This window comes from Methylorubrum populi, assembly GCF_002355515.1.
Classification (GTDB): Bacteria; Pseudomonadota; Alphaproteobacteria; order Rhizobiales; family Beijerinckiaceae; genus Methylobacterium; species Methylobacterium populi_A.
Genome location: NZ_AP014809.1, coordinates 1,191,786 through 1,207,980, shown reverse-complemented (window position 1 = coordinate 1,207,980; position 16,195 = coordinate 1,191,786). Strand labels below are relative to the sequence as shown.

Sequence of the window (16,195 nt, the reverse complement as noted above, 5' to 3'; positions counted from 1 at the left end):
CGCCAACTCCTCGACGCTCAGATGTTCGGCGATGTGAGCCATGTCCGCCTCCGCAAGAAGATGCGAAGGCGAACCCCAGGCTGCTTCAGTGCGAATCAACCCCGAGTCAATCAGCCGGAAACGGTATCACTCCTTGGATCCGATTTTGGCGAAGTGCGGTCCGAAGCCACTCCGCCTCAAGCTTGGACGTATCTGATTTGTTCTCATTGACATGGGGAGGGCGCCGATCAGGCGCCCTCCTTGCCAGTACCGTCCCAAATGTCCGCCAACTCGCTGGCGACTCAGCACTCGCTAGTTTGAAGACTGATAATTGAGCGAGTCGCATGGCAACTCTTGCCTTGAGCGGTGCTCAACTTATGCCGCCCTCCACATACACCACGGTCGGAGCGCGGTTCACGAGCATCCGGTGGTCGAGCCGCAGGTGTCGCACTTCAGGCAGGTGCCGTTGCGGACGAGCGTGAAGTTCGCGCATTCGGGGCAGGCTTCGCCGACATAGCCCTTCATCTTCGCCTCGGCTCGCCGATCCGCGACGCTGCGCTCGGCCTTGGGCTCCGGCTTGGCGAAGGGCAGGGTCTCGATGCTGCCGACGCTCTGCGGCTCCGCCTTGAGCGCCGTCGCGCCCCGCACCGCGTGGACCGTTCCGCCGGCGGGGGCCGACTGGCCCGTGGCCGCTGCGGCGACCCCCGTCGTGGCGCCGCCCGGACCGCCCTGGATCAGGGTGAGCCGGTCGGCCGAGCCGCGCAGCAGGCCGCGGGAGACGATGGCCGAGGCGGCCGGAGCGGGCTTCCCCGACTCGCGGGTGGTGTCGCCCTCGCCGCCGCCGAGCACCGTGCCGCCGATCTCGGCCGGGTTGACGTGGGCCAGATCCGTCCGTCCCAGATAGGACACCGCCAGTTCGCGGAACACGTAGTCGAGCAGCGAGGTCGCGTTCTTGATCGCGTCGTTGCCCTGCACGAAGCCCGCCGGCTCGAAGCGGGTGAAGGTGAAGGCCTCGACGTATTCCTCCAGCGGCACGCCGTATTGGAGGCCGAGCGAGATCGCGATGGCGAAGTTGTTCATCAGCGAGCGGAAGGTCGCGCCTTCCTTGTGCATGTCGATGAAGATCTCGCCGAGGCGCCCGTCGTCGTATTCGCCGGTGCGCAGATAGACCTTGTGTCCGCCCACCACCGCCTTCTGGGTGTAGCCCTTGCGCCGGTCCGGCATCTTTTCACGCGACCGAATGCGTTCCACGCGCTCGATCACCCGCTCGACGATCTTCTCGGCTGCGGCCGCCGCCTTGGCCGCGGCCGGCGCCTGGATGATCGCCTCGAGCGCGTCCTCCGCCTCGTCCTCGTCGTCCGCGATCAGGGCGGCGTTGAGGGGCTGCGACAGCTTCGAGCCGTCGCGGTAGAGGGCGTTGGCCTTGAGCGCGAGGCGCCAGGACAGCAGGTAGGCCGCCTTGCAATCCTCGACCGTGGCGTCGTTGGGCATGTTGATGGTCTTGGAGATCGCCCCCGAGATGAAGGGCTGCGCCGCCGCCATCATGCGGATGTGGCTCTCGACCGAGAGATAGCGCTTGCCGGTGCGGCCGCACGGGTTGGCGCAGTCGAACACCGCGTAGTGCTCGCGCTTGAGGTGCGGCGCGCCCTCCAGGGTCATCGCCCCGCAGACATGGGTGTTGGCGGCCTCGATCTCCTTCTTGGTGAAGCCGAGGAACGGCAGCAGCTCGAAGGTCGGGTCGGCGAGCTTCTCCGCCGGCACCTTGAGGGTGTCCTTCAAGAAGTCGTCGCCGAGCGTCCAGCGGTTGAACACGAACTTGATGTCGAAGGCCGATTTCAGGCCCGCTTCCACCGCGGCGATCTTGTCGTCCGAGAAGCCCTTGGCGCGAAGCGAACCGGGGTTGATCGCGGGCGCCTGGCCCATCGAGCCGTGGCCGACGGCGTAGGCCTCGATCTCGGCGATCTCGCTCTCGCGGTAGCCGAGTGCCCGCAGGGCGTCCGGCACGGCGCGGTTGATGATCTTGAAGTAGCCGCCGCCGGCGAGCTTCTTGAACTTCACCAGGGCGAAGTCGGGCTCGATGCCGGTGGTGTCGCAATCCATCACGAGGCCGATCGTGCCGGTCGGCGCGATCACCGTGGCCTGCGCGTTGCGGTAGCCGTGCTGCTCGCCGAGAGACAGTGCGCGGTCCCAGGCGGCGCGGGCATGGGCGCCGATATCGGCCTGCGGGATGTTGGCGTGGTCGAGCGGCACGGGGGCGACGTTGAGGCCCTCGTAGCCCGTGGCCTCGCCATGCGCCGCCCGGCGGTGGTTGCGGATCACCCGCAGCATGTGGTCGGCGTTCTCGGGGTAGGCCTCGAAGGTCCCGAGTTCGGCCGCCATCTCGGCGGAGGTGGCGTAGGCCACGCCCGTCATGATCGCGGTGAGCGCGCCGGCCAGCGCCCGGCCCTGATCCGAGTCGTAGGGCAGGCCCATGGTCATCAGCAGGCCGCCGATATTGGCGTAGCCGAGGCCCAGCGTGCGGTACTTGTAGGAAAGCTCGGCGATCTCTTTCGAGGGGAACTGCGCCATCATCACCGAGATCTCGAGCACCACCGTCCAGAGCCGGTTGAGGTGCTCGAAGGCTTGCGTGTCGAAATGCTTCGACTGCCGGTCGTACATCGTCAGCAGGTTGGCGCTGGCGAGATTGCAGGCCGTGTCGTCGAGGAACATGTACTCGGAGCACGGGTTCGAGGCCCGGATCCGCCCGCCGGTCGGGCAGGTGTGCCAGTCGTTCATCGTGGTGTTGAAGTGCAGGCCCGGATCGGCGGACGCCCAGGCGGCCTCACCGATCTTCTCCCACAGCTCGCGCGCCTTCACGGTCTTGGTGACCTTGCCCGTGGTGCGCGAGGTCAGGCTCCAGTCGTCGTCGGTCTCGACGGCGCGCAGGAATGTGTCGGTCAGCGAGACCGAGTTGTTGGAGTTCTGGCCGGCAACGGTGAGGTAGGCCTCCGAATCCCAATCGGTGTCGTAGACGGGGAATTCGATCTTGGTGAAGCCCTGGCGGGCGAACTGCACGACGCGCTTGATGTAGGCGTCGGGCACCATCGCCTTGCGGGCGGCCTTGATCTCGCGCTTGAGCGCCGGGTTGCGCTCGGCGTCGAAGCAGGCGTCGCCTTCCGCCTCGCACTGGATGCAGGCCTTCATCACCGCGGTGAGGTGCTTCGAGACGACCTTGGAGCCAGTCACCAGCGCGGCGACCTTCTGCTCCTCCTTCACCTTCCAGTCGATGAAGGCCTCGATATCGGGGTGGTCGATATCGACGATGACCATCTTGGCGGCCCGCCGCGTGGTGCCGCCGGACTTGATCGCGCCCGCCGCGCGGTCGCCGATCTTGAGGAAGGACATCAGGCCCGACGACTTGCCGCCGCCGCCGAGCCGCTCGTTCTCGGCGCGCAGCATCGAGAAGTTCGAGCCGGTGCCGGAGCCGTACTTGAACAGGCGGGCCTCACGCACCCACAGGTCCATGATGCCGCCCTCGTTGACGAGGTCGTCCTGCACCGACTGGATGAAGCAGGCATGCGGCTGCGGGTGCTCGTAGGCCGTGGCCGACTTCGTCAGCGCGCCGGTCTTCGGGTCGCAGTAGAAATGGCCCTGGCTCGGGCCGTCGATGCCGTAGGCCCAGTGCAGGCCGGTGTTGAACCATTGCGGCGAGTTCGGCGCCACCATCTGGCGGGCGAGCATGAAGCGCAGCTCGTCCATGAAGGCCGAGGCGTCTTCCTCCGAGGAGAAGTAGCCGCCCTTCCAGCCCCAGTAGGTCCAGCAGCCGGCCAGGCGATCGAACACCTGGGTCGACGAAATCTCGGAGACGAAGCGCTCCTCCTCGGGCAGCGCGCCGAGCGCGGCCTCGTCCGGCACGGAGCGCCACAGGAAGGAGGGAACGCTGTTCTCCTCGACCCGCTTCAGGCGGGCGGGGACGCCGGCCTTGCGAAAATACTTTTGGGCCAGGACGTCGGCGGCGACCTGGCTCCAGCTCTCGGGCACGGAAATGCCGTCGAGCCGGAAGACGATCGAGCCGTCCGGGTTGCGGATCTCGCTCACCGCCTTGCGGAAGGCGATGGACGCGTAGGGAGACTGGCCTGCCGTGGTGTAGCGCCGCTCGAACCGCATGAATCCCTCTCCCTCGGAGCCAAGCGACCCCGTGCCGCGGCGCGGGCCGCGGTTCATGGATGAAAAGCCGGAATGCCCTCGGCCGGTTCGTGGCCCCGCATGCGATGCGTTGGGAGCCTGTCCGTCACGCGGAAACGGGGTCTTTCGCAAACCCCGCCGAACCGTCCGAAGCGATGCCCGGACCTTACGTCCGGGTGGCCATCTGCGTCAATAACTAGTGCCGGCTACCCGTGTTCCGCGCTAGATGTTGTGTTCTGCAGGATAATCCTGTGGATATCCGGAACGGTTCGCTAAGTGGCCTTTCGGCTTCATCGAATCCGCCGGGAAATTTTTTCGGTCCACAGGCGACAGCACGGTTCCGGCTGCCCATAACGGGGCCGAACAGGGTTAACGGGCGCGCGAGACAGGCGGAGCGTGCCGAAAATGCGACAGCGGCGCGGGGTGCTGGACTCGCGCCCGCGTGACGACCATAACGGCCCGGCGACGGCGCCGCGGACCCGTCGCTTGCCGGAGGAACCATGGCCCTCAAGGACACGCTGCTGCGCATCTTCACGTGGTGGAACGGGCAGACGATGTCGCTCGCGCTCTACACGGCGCGCAGCGGCCAGTTCGTCGGTTCGGACGAACTCGGCAACAAGTACTACAAGGCGCTCGGCCCGCTGATCGACCGCTCGGTCGGCCCGGAGCGGCGCTGGGTGGTCTATAACGGCTACGCCGACGCCTCCCGCGTGCCGCCGGGCTGGCGCGCGTGGCTGTGCCACAACGGCGACACGCCTCCGAGCGAGGAGGATTACAAGCCCCGCGAGTGGCAGAAGGCCCACGAGGAGAACCTCACGGGCACGGCGGCGGCCTACCGGCCGAAAGGCTCGCAGCTCTCCTGGGGCGCACGGCCCGCCGCGACCGGCGACTACGTGCCGTGGACGCCGGGCGAGTAGCTCCTTTTCGGGCGTCCTGATCGCTCGGGTACTGCGCCGGCTTGCCGGTGAACGGATCGCCGCGTCGGGCCTTGTCCCTCCATCGAAGGATGAAGGGCGAAACCCATGCGAGCGACGACGTTGGCCCTGCTGCTGTGCCTCGGCACCGGCGCCGTGCAGGCTCAGGAGGCCGATGCGCAGGCGCAGGCCGAACTGACGCCGGTCCTGAAATCCGAAAACCTCGTCTTCAACGGCATCACCCGCTCGAAGGACGGGCGGCTGTTCTCCCCCTTCCAGCGCCAGCAGAAGGACAAGGGGATCGAGCTCGGTGAGTGGGTGGACGGCAAGCCGGTGCCCTATCCGGACGCGGCCTGGAACGGCTGGAAGACCGGCGAGGACGCGTCCAAGGCCTTCGTCGGCGTCAACGCCATCCGCATCGGTCCGGACGGCGATCTCTGGGTGATCGACAAGGGCGCGGCCGAACTCGGCGGGGCGCCGCTGCCCGGCGGGCCGAAGCTCGTGCAGATCGACCTCTCGGCCAACAAGGTCCGCAAGGTCTTCCCGCTGGAGAAGGCGACCACGGACAAGAGCTTCATCGACGATTTCCGCTTCAACGGCCGCAAGGTCTACCTGACCGATGCCGGCCAGCCCGGCATCCTCGTGCTCGACCTCGACGACGGCACGCTCCGGCGCGTGCTCGACGGGCATCCCTCGACGGTGGCGCAGCGCCCGCTCACCGGCGAGAACAAGGTGCTGCTCGACGCGAAGGACAAGCCGATCGCGATCCATGCCGACCAGCTCGAAGTCTCGCCGGACGGCAAGTGGTTCACCTACCAAGCCTGCACCGGCCCGCTCTATCGGATCGAGACCAGGTGGCTCGACGATGCGAATGTGAGCGATGCAGAGCGAGGCAAGCATGTCGCGCTGTTCGCCGCCACCGTCTCGACCGGCGGCACGGCGATCGATGCCGAGGGCAATATCTACGCCTCCGACACCGACAATCTGCGGATCCTGAAATTCGCGCCCGACGGCACGCAGAGCACCCTGGTGCAGGACCCGCGGCTGGTCTGGGTCGATGCGATGTGGATCGACGAGGAGGGCGGCCTCTGGCTTCCGGCGGCGCAGATGAACCGCAGCAAGGGCATGAACGGCGGCACGTCGAAGATTGCGTTTCCGACGACGATCTTCCGCATGTCGATTGGCGCCAAGCCGGTGCGGAACTAGGAGGGACGGTCCGGCCGCCCTTTTTCCACCACCCTTCGGGTGTTGGAACGGCCGGACGTTCCCCGGCCGCGACGGCCGGCTCCAGACTCAAGAGGGCGCCTTGAGCCGCATCCCCGCTACCGTTCTGCGCCGGACCGCGCTCGGCACGCTGGCGCTGATCCTGTCCGCGCTGCCGGCCTCCGCCGACAAGATCAAGAACCCGACCGCGGTGTTCTCCGGCCTCGACAAGATCACCGGCCGGATCGTGACCTTCGAGGTCTCCATCGACGAGACGGTGCAGTTCGGCGCCCTGCAACTCACGCCGCGGGTCTGCTACTCGCGCCCGCCCACCGAGACGCCGAAGACCACGGCCTTCCTCGAAGTCGACGAGGTGACGCTCGACAGCAAGTACCGGCGCATCTTCACGGGCTGGATGTTCGCGGCGAGTCCGGGGCTCCACGCCATCGAGCACCCGATCTACGACGTGTGGCTGACCGATTGTAAGGGCGGCACCGACGTGATCGCCGAGGCCAAGGAGCAGGAGGACGTGCCCGCGCTCGCTTCCCGCCAGGAGAAGCCGAAGAAGAAGGGCGTGGACCCGACCAAGACGGCGCAACAGGTCAACCAGAACGGCCAAGTGGACGTCGAGGGCCCGCGCGGCGTGCCGGTCCAGCCCAAGCAGAAGCCCTCGCGGAAATTCTTCCCGAACAACGAGGGCCCTGCGCCGGCCCCGCCGCCTCCGCGCGAGCCGCAATCGATCTTCGACGCGATCTTCCGCTAGCGCATCGTGCTGGATATCGGATCCAGCACGATGCGCTAGGCTATTGTTTTTGCATCATCTTTTTCCGAAAGCCGGAAACCACCTTTCGGGATGATGCTCTAGAGCGCATTCCGACGAACCGGCCTGATGCCATCAGGTCGGATGCTCCGGACGTCTCCTACGAAGCCAGCCGCTGCCGCGAGGTCATGAACGGTCCGTCCGGCTGGCGGGCGGCGGCGAAGGTGCCGAGCCCGACCGGGCGCGGCATGCCGACATAGATCGCCTCCATCCCGCCGGAGAGGCGGTAGGCCTCGTGCCAGAAACCGTTTCCGGCGGCATCGCGGCTGAAATCCCGCCACCACGTCTTGTGCGGGTCAGAGCGGGTGAAGGCCTCCAGACTCTCGAGATCGCGCCAGTACTGTCGCATCCCGATATGGTTGAGGCCGTAGACGAGGTTCTCGTGTGCGAGCAGCCCGTCGGGCATCTCCCGCTGCACGCGCGCCAGGCCACGCCCGATGCCGAGCAGCGCCAGCAAGCCCCGCAGCCGGCTGACCCGGAAGCCGAGATAGACCACCACGAGGCCGGGATAGGCCGAGAGGTCGACCGAGTCCCGCCGGGGCCGGCGGCTCGCGCCCGCTTGCTCGTCCGTCATCGGCATGGCATCCACTCCATGTTTACGGTGTAATCATAGGTCTCTTGCTTACAGTGTCAACATTCGAGCGCGAGCCGAATCCCGCCAAGGGCGGTTATCACCATGGCGAACTGCGCGAGGCGCTGGTCGCGGCCGGCCTGTCGATCTTGGAGGAGGGCGGCGATGCGTCCGCCCTCGGATTGCGCGAGGCGGCGCGGCGGGCCGGCGTCTCGGCCATGGCGCCCTACCGGCACTTCCCCGACAAGGACGCCCTGCTCGCGGCGGTGGCGACGATCGGGTTCGAGCGGCTGCGTGCGGCGCTGGAGGCGGCCGACAGGGCAGGGGAGGGCGAGGAAACGAAACGGGATGCGCTGTACGCTCAAGGGCAGGCCTACGTCGCCTTCGCCTGCGCCCAGCCCGGCCTATTCCGCCTGATGTTCTCGGCCCGCTCGGGCGGAGCGCGGCCTCAAGCCCTGTGCGAAGCCTCCGCCGCGGCCTACGCGGTGCTGTCCGACCGGGTCGCGACGCTGGTGCCGGCGGCCGCGGCGGCGGAGGAAGCCCTGCGATCCTGGGCGCTGGTCCACGGCATCGCCTCGCTCGCCATCGACGGCATGGTCGGCGAGGCGGTGCGCACCGACCCCCAGGCCGCCGCCGCGCTCGCCCACCGGCTGCTGAGACTCGAACCGATCTCGGGATGAGGACGAATCCGGGATTCAGACGGGATCGCCCGGTCGTCGCCAGGGCTCTGTCCTGAACCCGCGAAGGGACGCGTCCTTTCGAAGCCTCGACTATGGGTGGGTGCTGCCAATCCCGAGGGCGGCCAGGGCTTCGGTGCCGCGAAAGCCCCGGTCGCGCGGGCCCCACTCGGCCCGCTCGGTGATCGCGGCGGCGAGCTGGCGCTTGTAGATGTGGCGCGGCACCTCCTCGACGCCGAACTGGCTCAGGTGCTCCGTCAGGAACTGCGTATCGGCGAGCCGGTAGCCGCCCGCGCGGAGCCGGGCCACGAGGTGGACCAGGGCGACCTTCGAGGCGTCGCGCACCTCGTGGAACATGCTCTCGCCGAAGAAGGCGGCTCCGAGGGACACGCCGTAGAGCCCGCCCGCGAGCCGCCCCTCGTGGTAGACCTCGATCGTGTGGCAATGGCCGAGATCGAACAGGGCACCGTAGAGATCGCGGATGCGGGCGTTGATCCAGGTGCGGGTGGTGTCCCGGCGCGGGGCGGCGCAGCCGTCGATCACCGCGTCGAAATCCCGGTCGCTCACGACCTCGAACAGGTCGGAGCGCACGGTGCGGGCGAGCCGGCGGGGAACGTGGAAGCGGTCGAGGGGCAGCACGCCGCGGGCCCGGGGCTCGACCCAGTAGATCGTCGGATCATCCGCATCCTCGGCCATCGGGAAGATCCCGGCGGCATAGGCCTTGAGCAGGATGTCGGGCGTGATGTCCACGGGATGCCTGTCGTGCATCGGAGCGTTGTCGCGCGCTCCCGGCCCGAGCGCCAGCCGGCACTCGGGCGCAGGCGTGACGAGGAGGCGGGCGTGACAGGGCGTTGAGCCCTGTCCTCTCAGCGCCGCAGCTCGACGCCGGCGGCCTCCTCGCGGGCGAGGAAGCTCTCGAGCCAGTGGATGTCGTACTGACCGTTCTGGACGTCGGCGTTGCGCACCAGCGTGCGGAACAGCGGCAGCGTCGTGTCGATGCCGTCGACCACGAACTCGTCGAGCGCCCGGCGCAGGCGCATCAGGCACTCGTTGCGGGTGCGCCCGTGCACGATCAGCTTGCCGATCAGCGAGTCGTAGTGCGGCGGGATCCGGTAGCCCTGGAAGGCGGCCGAATCGACCCGCACGCCGAGACCGCCCGGCGGATGGAAATAGGTGATCAGCCCCGGCGAGGGGCGGAAGGTCGACGGGTGCTCGGCATTGATCCGGCACTCGATGGCATGGCCCTCGACCCTGATGTCTTCTTGCCCCACCGACAGGCCGCCGCCGGCCGCGACCCGGATCTGCTCGTTCACGAGGTCGATCCCGGTGATCATCTCGGTGACGGGATGCTCCACCTGGATGCGGGTGTTCATCTCGATGAAGTAGAACCGCCCGTCCTCGTAGAGGAACTCGATGGTGCCGGCGCCGAGATAGCTCAGTTCACGCATCGCGTTGGCGCAGATGCCACCGATCTCGGCCCGCATTTCGGCGTTGAGCGCGGGCGAGCCGCCCTCTTCCCAGACCTTCTGGTGACGGCGCTGGAGCGAGCAGTCGCGCTCGGCCAGATGCACGGCGCCGCCGCGCCCGTCGCCGAGGATCTGCACCTCGATGTGGCGCGGCTTGGTCAGGTACTTCTCGAGGTAGACCGCGTCGTCGCCGAAGGCGGCCTTGGCCTCGGTGCGGGCCATGTCGAGGGCCTGCTCCAGCTCGGCTTCCGAGCGGGCGACCTTCATGCCGCGCCCGCCGCCGCCGGAGGCCGCCTTCACCAGAACCGGATAGCCGATCTCGGCGGCGACCCGCTTGGCCTCGTCGGGGTCGGAGACGCCGCCCTCCGAGCCCGGCACGCAGGGGATGCCGAGGCGCTTGGCGGTGCGCTTGGCCTCGATCTTGTCGCCCATCACCCGGATATGCTCGGCCTTGGGGCCGATGAAGCCGATATTGTGATGCGCCAGAACCTCGGCGAAGCGGGCGTTCTCCGACAGGAAGCCGTAACCCGGATGGACGGCATCCGACCCGGTGATCTCGCAGGCGGCGATGATCGAGGGAATGTTCAGGTAGCTGTCGCGGGCGGCCGGCGGGCCGATGCAGACGCTCTCGTCGGCGAGCCGCACATGCATGGCGTCGGCATCGGCGGTCGAGTGGACCGCGACGGTGGCGATACCGAGCTCCTTGGCCGCCCGCAGGATGCGAAGCGCGATCTCGCCGCGGTTGGCGATCAGGATCTTGTCGAACATCGCGGGGAGGCTACTCGAGAACGAGGAGGGCTTCGCCGTACTCGACCGGCATCCCGTCCTCGACGAAGATCGCGGTCACCGTACCGGCGCGGGGCGCGACGATTTCATTGAAGGTCTTCATCGCCTCGACCAGCAGCAGCTTGTCGCCGGCCTGGACCTTGGTGCCGATCTCGATGAACGGCTTCGCGTCGGGGGACGGCCGCAGATAGGCGGTGCCGACCATGGGGGAGGGGACCGCGCCGGGATGGCCGGCGCCGGATTTGGCGGGCGCGGGCGCCATGGCGGCGGGGGGGACGGCGACGGGCGCTGCCGCCGCTACCGCGGCCGGGGCGGCGGGCGCGACCTGAACCGAGACCGCCTCGATCCTGCGGGCGACGCGGATGCGCAAGTCACCCTTCTCGACCTCGATCTCGCTCAGATCGGTCTCGGCGACCATCCGGGCGAGCTCGCGCACCAGTTCGGGATCGAAGGGTTCGTTCTTGGCCATCGGCTCTTGGTTCACGTCAGGAGGCGGACGGGAGCTGTCCGCGCAGGAGATGGGCGAGGGCATCGAGCCCGACAATGTAGCTGTGGGGACCGAAACCCGAAATCACACCGGCGCAGACCGGGGCGATCCGCGATACGTGCCGGAATTCCTCGCGGGCATGGACGTTCGAGAGGTGGATTTCCACCGCCGTCACCCCCGCGCCCTTGATCGCATCGCGCAGTGCGATCGATGTGTGCGTGTAGGCGGCGGCGTTGATGAGCACCCCGGCTCCGGCGGCCCCCGCCTCCTGCACGAACGTCACCAGTTCGCCCTCGTGATTCGTCTGACGGAAGGTCAGGGCGATATCGAGGCGGGCTGCGCGTTCCCGCAGGCTCTGCTCGATATCGGCGAGGGTCGCCGCGCCGTAGATGCCGGGCTCGCGCGTGCCGAGGAGGTTGAGGTTCGGCCCGTTGAGGCAGTGGATCGCGATCATGCCGTCCGGCTTCGTCGGCCGGAGGCTTCGCGAACCGCCCGGCGGGATGGGCGGTCTTAGACGAGGGAGTCGGGGCGCGACAAGGGCGCTTGTCGGCCGGCGGCCCGGCCACGCTTCAATAAGTCCAGCGCTGCGCCTTGTTGACGAGGAAATCGCGGAACGCCTGGACGCGGGCGACCGAGCGCATCTCCTCGGCATAGACGAGATAGCTCTCCATCGTCGGCATCTCGCTCTCGCGCAGCACCTGGACCAGGCTCTCGTTCCCGTCGACGGCGTAGTCCGGCAGGATGCCGACGCCTATGCCCGCCTCCATCGCCTTGTGGAGCGCGGCGATGTTGTTGACGGTGAAGTGGACCGGGCGGCGGTCGTCGCCCTCGCGGCCGATGCTGGCGAGATAGTGGGTGGCGAGCAGGTAGGACGGCTCGTTGCCGCCGAAGGAGACGAGGCGGTGCTCGTCGAGGTCGGCGATGGTCTTGGGCTCGCCGAAGCGCTTGACGTAATCGGGGCTCGCGAAGGCGTGGTAATGCACCGTGAACAGCCGGCGCTGGATCAGATCCGGCTGGGCCGGCCGGCGCATGCGAATGGCGATGTCGGCCTCGCGCATGGCGAGGTCCAGTTCCTCGTTGGTGAGCACCAGCTCGATGCGCACATCCGGGTAGAGGTCGAGGAACTCGGAGACGCGCTGCGACAGCCACGAGGTGCCCAGCCCCACCGTCGTCGTCACCCGCAGGTCGCCCGAGGGGCGCTCGCTGGTCTCGACAAGACGGGCGCGGGTGTTCTCCAGCCGGAGCTTCATGTCGCGGGCGGCGCGGAACAGCAGGTCGCCCTGCTCGGTCAGGATCAGGCCGCGGGCATGCCGGTGGAACAGCGGCGCCTTCAGCTCGCGCTCGAGGGCGCTGATCTGCCGGCTCACCGCCGACTGGCTGAGCCCGATGTCGTCGCCCGCCCGCGTGAAGCTGCCGGCTTCCGCGACGTTGAGGAAAATCCGGATCTTGTCCCAATCCAAGGCCGTCACTCCCGCCCGTCGAGGTCGGCCCGTCGCGGTCAACCCATCACGGGGGACCACAACCTTCGGGCGTTGCACGACGCCAGTCTGTTGCCCCGCCGTGCCCGACGAAAGGCGTCCTCGCGTAACCTGCTGGCTCCCGCAGCATTCAGGTTATGACGGCAACCTTGCGATTTGGTTGCGTCATTTTCGCCATCAACAGGGAAATGCGTATCAAACAACGTCTTCAATGCTTCGACAGCATCTGTTCCCCGTCGGTCACCGTGTCCGACATGATGGCGAAAAGGGCGTTGTTTTGGACAGTACTTGAAATGCCCGCGAAACACTCGGGGCCTGCGGCCCCGCGAGGGCGGACGGGTCCGTGCCCGCGGGGCGCCGGGTCGGCGGCTTACTCGGCGGCGGCTTTGGCCGGGCTCTCGCCGACATCGAGATTGGCCAGGAACTTCTCCGCCTCCAGCGCCGCCATGCAGCCCATTCCGGCCGCCGTGATCGCCTGACGGTAGACGTCGTCGGTGACGTCGCCCGCTGCGAACACGCCCGGGATCTCGGTCGCGGTCGTGCCCGGCGTCACGGTGATGTAGCCGCCGTGCCGCATCGGCAACTGGCCCTCGAAGATCGCGGTGGCGGGCTGGTGGCCGATGGCGACGAACAGGCCGTCGGTGGGCTGCTCGACGATCTCGCCGGAGCGCAGGTCCTTCAGGCGCAGATGCGTCACCGAGGGCGGCGTGTCGGAGCCGCAGATCTCTTCCACCGCGTGGTGCCACTTCACCGAGACGTTGGCGTGCTTGAACAGGCGCTCCTGCAGGATGCGCTCGGCCCGGAACTCGCCGCGGCGGTGGATCACGGTGACGGATTTGGCGAGGTTGGCGAGGTACAGGGCTTCCTCGACCGCGGTGTTGCCGCCGCCGACCACGGTCACATCCTTGCCGCGGAAGAAGAAGCCGTCGCAGGTGGCGCAGGCCGAGACGCCGAAGCCCTGGAACTTCGCCTCCGAGGGCAGGCCGAGCCACTTCGCCTGGGCGCCCGTGGCGATGATCAGGGCGTCGCAGGTGTAGGTCTCGCCGGAATCGGCCTCGAGCCGGAACGGACGCACCTTGAGATCGACCTTCGTGATGTACTCCGAGACGATCTTCGTGCCGACATGCTCGGCCTGGAGACGCATCTGCTCCATCAGCCAGGGCCCCTGGATCGCTTCGGCAAAGCCCGGATAGTTCTCGACGTCGGTGGTGATCATCAGCTGGCCGCCGGGCTGGAAGCCCGAGATCAGCAGGGGCTCGACCATGGCGCGGGCGGCGTAGATCGCGGCGGTGTACCCGGCCGGCCCCGAGCCGATGATCACGAGCCTCGCATGGGTGTGCGCCATCTGTGCCGTCTCCTGTCAGGGACGGGCGGTCTCCGAAGGGCCGGCCGTCCACTCGTCCTGTGTTCCGTCGCGTCCGATCCTGCACGACGCGGGCAAATATTTCCTTCCGAGGATCGGGACGCGTGAGAACGTCCCGTCTCGTCCGGCCGCCGCCTCAGAGCGATCCGCGCGGAGGCGCGATCAAGGCCGACGCGGTCCGATCCTTGTCCGATCCCCCCGCCGCGAAGCGCCGGCGATGCTGCACGTAAGCCTCGGCCAGGGCCGCGGCGATCTCCGGCGTCGCGTCGATCGGGGCGTAGCGCAGAGCCTCCAGGCGCCCGATGAAGGGCTTCAGCGCGCCGGCCATGGCAAGGCCCGCGAACATCCGCCTGTGCCGGATATAGGTGCGCGGCAGGTCGAACAGCAGGAGCGGCACGCCGGTGCTGGCGGCCTCGCCGACCATGTTGGCGGAATCCGAGGTGACGACGATGTGGTCGGCGATCGCCAGCATGCCGACGTAAGGGTTCTCGCCGCTGCCGTCCCAGAAGAAGCCGCCCTTGTCCTTCACGAGGTTTTCCAGGGCCGCGCGCAGGTCCGGCGGCGTGCGCCGGGACACCGTCAGCATCAGCGAGCAGCCGCCCTCGGCGAGCTTAGTGAGATCGCGCACGAGCCGCTGCATGTCGGCTTTGCGGTAGCGCAGATGCCGGCTGTCCCCGCCGATCAGCACGGCGATGCGCGGCCAGGGCAGCCGAGCGAGCCGTGGATCGGGGGTCGTGCGGGCGGCATCGAGCCGGGCGCGGGAGACAGGGTGCGGCGCGGTGAGTGTGGTGAAGACGTTGGGCCCGCGCAGGTCGTCGTAATCGGGAACCCAGATGAAATCCGCCGTGTCGTGGCCGGTGCGCGGATCCTTGAGGAAGGCGGTGAAGGTCCTGCCGCCCGAGGCGCCGCGCACGGCGCGCAGATAGGGCACGGCGCGCCGTCCCGACGCGATCAGAACATCGGGGAGCGGGCCCTGCAACAGGCCGCCGGCCCGGCCCGGCGCGTCCCGCGGATCGATCGGTCCCCAGGGGGCCATCCAGGTCAGGGGCCGTCCGTCCGGAATCCGCCGTGTCTCGTAGGTAAGGCCCAGCGCCTCGGCGATGCCGATGCACTGGTTCTCGTCGCCGGCCTTGCCATCCGTGAGAATCCAGGTGCGGGCCCGCGCGAGTTCCGGCGGTACGCTGCCGTCGGCCTTCACCGGCCCTTGTTCGTTCACGCGACGCACACCTTCGATCTCACGGGCCCCGGATTACTGAGCCGGGAGCTGCCGCCGCAGCCATTGCGCGTAGTGCTCGGCAAGGGCCGCGACCCGCCGCCGCTCGGAAGCCGGATCGTACCACGCGCCGCCGGAACTGGCGGGCAGGGCCGACAGCTGCGGGTGGCGCGCGAGGATCTCTCCCCCACGCCCGACCAGCAGGGCTTCGCCGTCGAGGTGGTCGGTCGTGCCGCCGCCACCGAGGCTTCCGCCGCGGCCGAAACCCTCGCCGCCGACATAGGGGTTGAGCGAGAGGCCGCTCACGCGCACCACCAGGGTCGGTCCGCCGCGCACCATGCGGTCGGCGAAGCTGCGCCGCAGCGCCTCGGTCAGATCCACCCGCAGCGCTTCCGTCTGCGGGCCTCGCGCATAGGCCTGCAACGGCCGCACATCGACGGCGATGCTGCCGAACCGGTCGAACGCCTGCGCCGGGGCGGGAGCGATCCCGGCGAGGAGTCCGATTAGGGCCGCGAGGCCGGCGGCGCGCAAAGGGTCAGGCTCCCCACTCGACGGCGACGACCTCGTAGGACTTGCCGCCGCCGGGCGTGGTGACCTCCACCGTGTCGCCGACCGCCTTGCCGATCAGGGCGCGGGCGATGGGCGAGGAGATCGAGACGCGGCCCTCGCGCACATCCGCCTCCGGCTCGCCGACGAGCTGGTAGGTCTTCTCCTCCTCGGTGTCCTCGTCCACGAGCTTCACCCGGGCGCCGAACTTGATCTTGGAGCCCGATAGCTTCGAGGTGTCGATGATCTCGGCCCGCGCGATCATGCTCTCGAGTTCGAGCACACGGCCCTCGTTGTGGGACTGGGCCTCCTTGGCGGCGTGGTACTCGGCGTTCTCGGACAGGTCGCCCAGCGCACGCGCCTCAGAGATCGCCTGGATGATCCGGGGACGTTCCACCTGCTGGCGCTGCTTCAGCTCCTCCTCGAGGGCTGCGTAGCCGCGGGCCGTGATGGGAAGCTTGTCGATGCTCATGGTCTCGCGCCACAATGAAGAGGCCCGGCCGGAGCGAAACACTCCTTCCGGGCCGG

At 68.4% G+C, this 16,195-nt stretch carries 15 protein-coding genes; 4 read left to right on the top strand and 11 right to left on the bottom strand.

What is annotated here, in order from left to right; all coding sequences use genetic code 11:
• Positions 1-393: 393 nt before the first annotated feature.
• Positions 394-4,125, bottom strand: a complete 3,732-nt coding sequence (locus MPPM_RS05625) for a vitamin B12-dependent ribonucleotide reductase (protein WP_096484203.1) — start codon at positions 4,123-4,125, stop codon at positions 394-396.
• Positions 4,126-4,643: 518 nt separating this feature from the next.
• On the opposite strand from MPPM_RS05625, the gene MPPM_RS05620 reads away from it, so the two are divergent.
• From MPPM_RS05620 to MPPM_RS05610, 3 genes are all read left to right on the top strand, one after another.
• Entirely contained in the window at positions 4,644-5,060 is a 417-nt protein-coding gene (locus tag MPPM_RS05620; RefSeq protein ID WP_096484202.1) for an NADH:ubiquinone oxidoreductase subunit NDUFA12, read from the top strand.
• A gap of 105 nt (positions 5,061-5,165) precedes the next feature.
• Positions 5,166-6,263 carry an SMP-30/gluconolactonase/LRE family protein gene (locus MPPM_RS05615; protein WP_096484201.1) on the top strand — a complete coding sequence of 366 codons (1,098 nt, stop codon included), beginning with the start codon at positions 5,166-5,168 and terminating at the stop codon, positions 6,261-6,263.
• 100 nt (positions 6,264-6,363) lie between these two features.
• Complete coding sequence (locus MPPM_RS05610) at positions 6,364-7,023, top strand: DUF2155 domain-containing protein (protein WP_096484200.1); 660 nt, start codon at positions 6,364-6,366, stop codon at positions 7,021-7,023.
• 157 nt (positions 7,024-7,180) lie between these two features.
• Here the strand turns inward: MPPM_RS05610 and MPPM_RS05605 are convergent, their stop codons facing one another.
• Complete coding sequence (locus MPPM_RS05605; RefSeq protein ID WP_096484199.1) at positions 7,181-7,660, bottom strand: monooxygenase family protein; 480 nt, start codon at positions 7,658-7,660, stop codon at positions 7,181-7,183.
• Between the two features lie 47 nt (positions 7,661-7,707).
• Between MPPM_RS05605 and MPPM_RS05600 the strand changes: the two genes are divergently transcribed.
• Complete coding sequence (locus MPPM_RS05600; RefSeq protein ID WP_096484198.1) at positions 7,708-8,331, top strand: TetR/AcrR family transcriptional regulator; 624 nt, start codon at positions 7,708-7,710, stop codon at positions 8,329-8,331.
• 90 nt (positions 8,332-8,421) lie between these two features.
• On the opposite strand, the gene aat is transcribed toward MPPM_RS05600, so the two are convergent.
• The 9 genes from aat to greA form a co-directional block, all read right to left on the bottom strand.
• Complete coding sequence (aat, locus tag MPPM_RS05595) at positions 8,422-9,096, bottom strand: leucyl/phenylalanyl-tRNA--protein transferase (RefSeq protein WP_096484197.1); 675 nt, start codon at positions 9,094-9,096, stop codon at positions 8,422-8,424.
• Between the two features lie 98 nt (positions 9,097-9,194).
• Positions 9,195-10,562, bottom strand: coding sequence for an acetyl-CoA carboxylase biotin carboxylase subunit (gene accC / locus MPPM_RS05590; protein ID WP_096484196.1), 1,368 nt, complete (start codon positions 10,560-10,562; stop codon positions 9,195-9,197).
• A gap of 10 nt (positions 10,563-10,572) precedes the next feature.
• Entirely contained in the window at positions 10,573-11,049 is a 477-nt protein-coding gene (gene accB / locus MPPM_RS05585) for an acetyl-CoA carboxylase biotin carboxyl carrier protein (protein ID WP_096484195.1), read from the bottom strand.
• 16 nt (positions 11,050-11,065) lie between these two features.
• A complete protein-coding gene (gene aroQ, locus MPPM_RS05580) occupies positions 11,066-11,521 on the bottom strand; it encodes a type II 3-dehydroquinate dehydratase (protein ID WP_017486732.1) in 456 nt (151 codons plus the stop codon).
• Positions 11,522-11,636: 115 nt separating this feature from the next.
• A complete protein-coding gene (locus MPPM_RS05575) occupies positions 11,637-12,527 on the bottom strand; it encodes a LysR family transcriptional regulator (protein ID WP_012452953.1) in 891 nt (296 codons plus the stop codon).
• Between the two features lie 388 nt (positions 12,528-12,915).
• Complete coding sequence (gene trxB / locus MPPM_RS05570; RefSeq protein ID WP_096484194.1) at positions 12,916-13,890, bottom strand: thioredoxin-disulfide reductase; 975 nt, start codon at positions 13,888-13,890, stop codon at positions 12,916-12,918.
• A gap of 154 nt (positions 13,891-14,044) precedes the next feature.
• Positions 14,045-15,124, bottom strand: a complete 1,080-nt coding sequence (locus MPPM_RS05565) for a mitochondrial fission ELM1 family protein (protein ID WP_096484193.1) — start codon at positions 15,122-15,124, stop codon at positions 14,045-14,047.
• Between the two features lie 33 nt (positions 15,125-15,157).
• Positions 15,158-15,652, bottom strand: coding sequence for a hypothetical protein (locus MPPM_RS05560; protein WP_096484192.1), 495 nt, complete (start codon positions 15,650-15,652; stop codon positions 15,158-15,160).
• Positions 15,653-15,656: 4 nt separating this feature from the next.
• Positions 15,657-16,133 (bottom strand): transcription elongation factor GreA, encoded by a 477-nt coding sequence (gene greA, locus MPPM_RS05555; protein WP_173807981.1) that lies wholly within the window; start codon positions 16,131-16,133, stop codon positions 15,657-15,659.
• Positions 16,134-16,195: the final 62 nt, after the last annotated feature.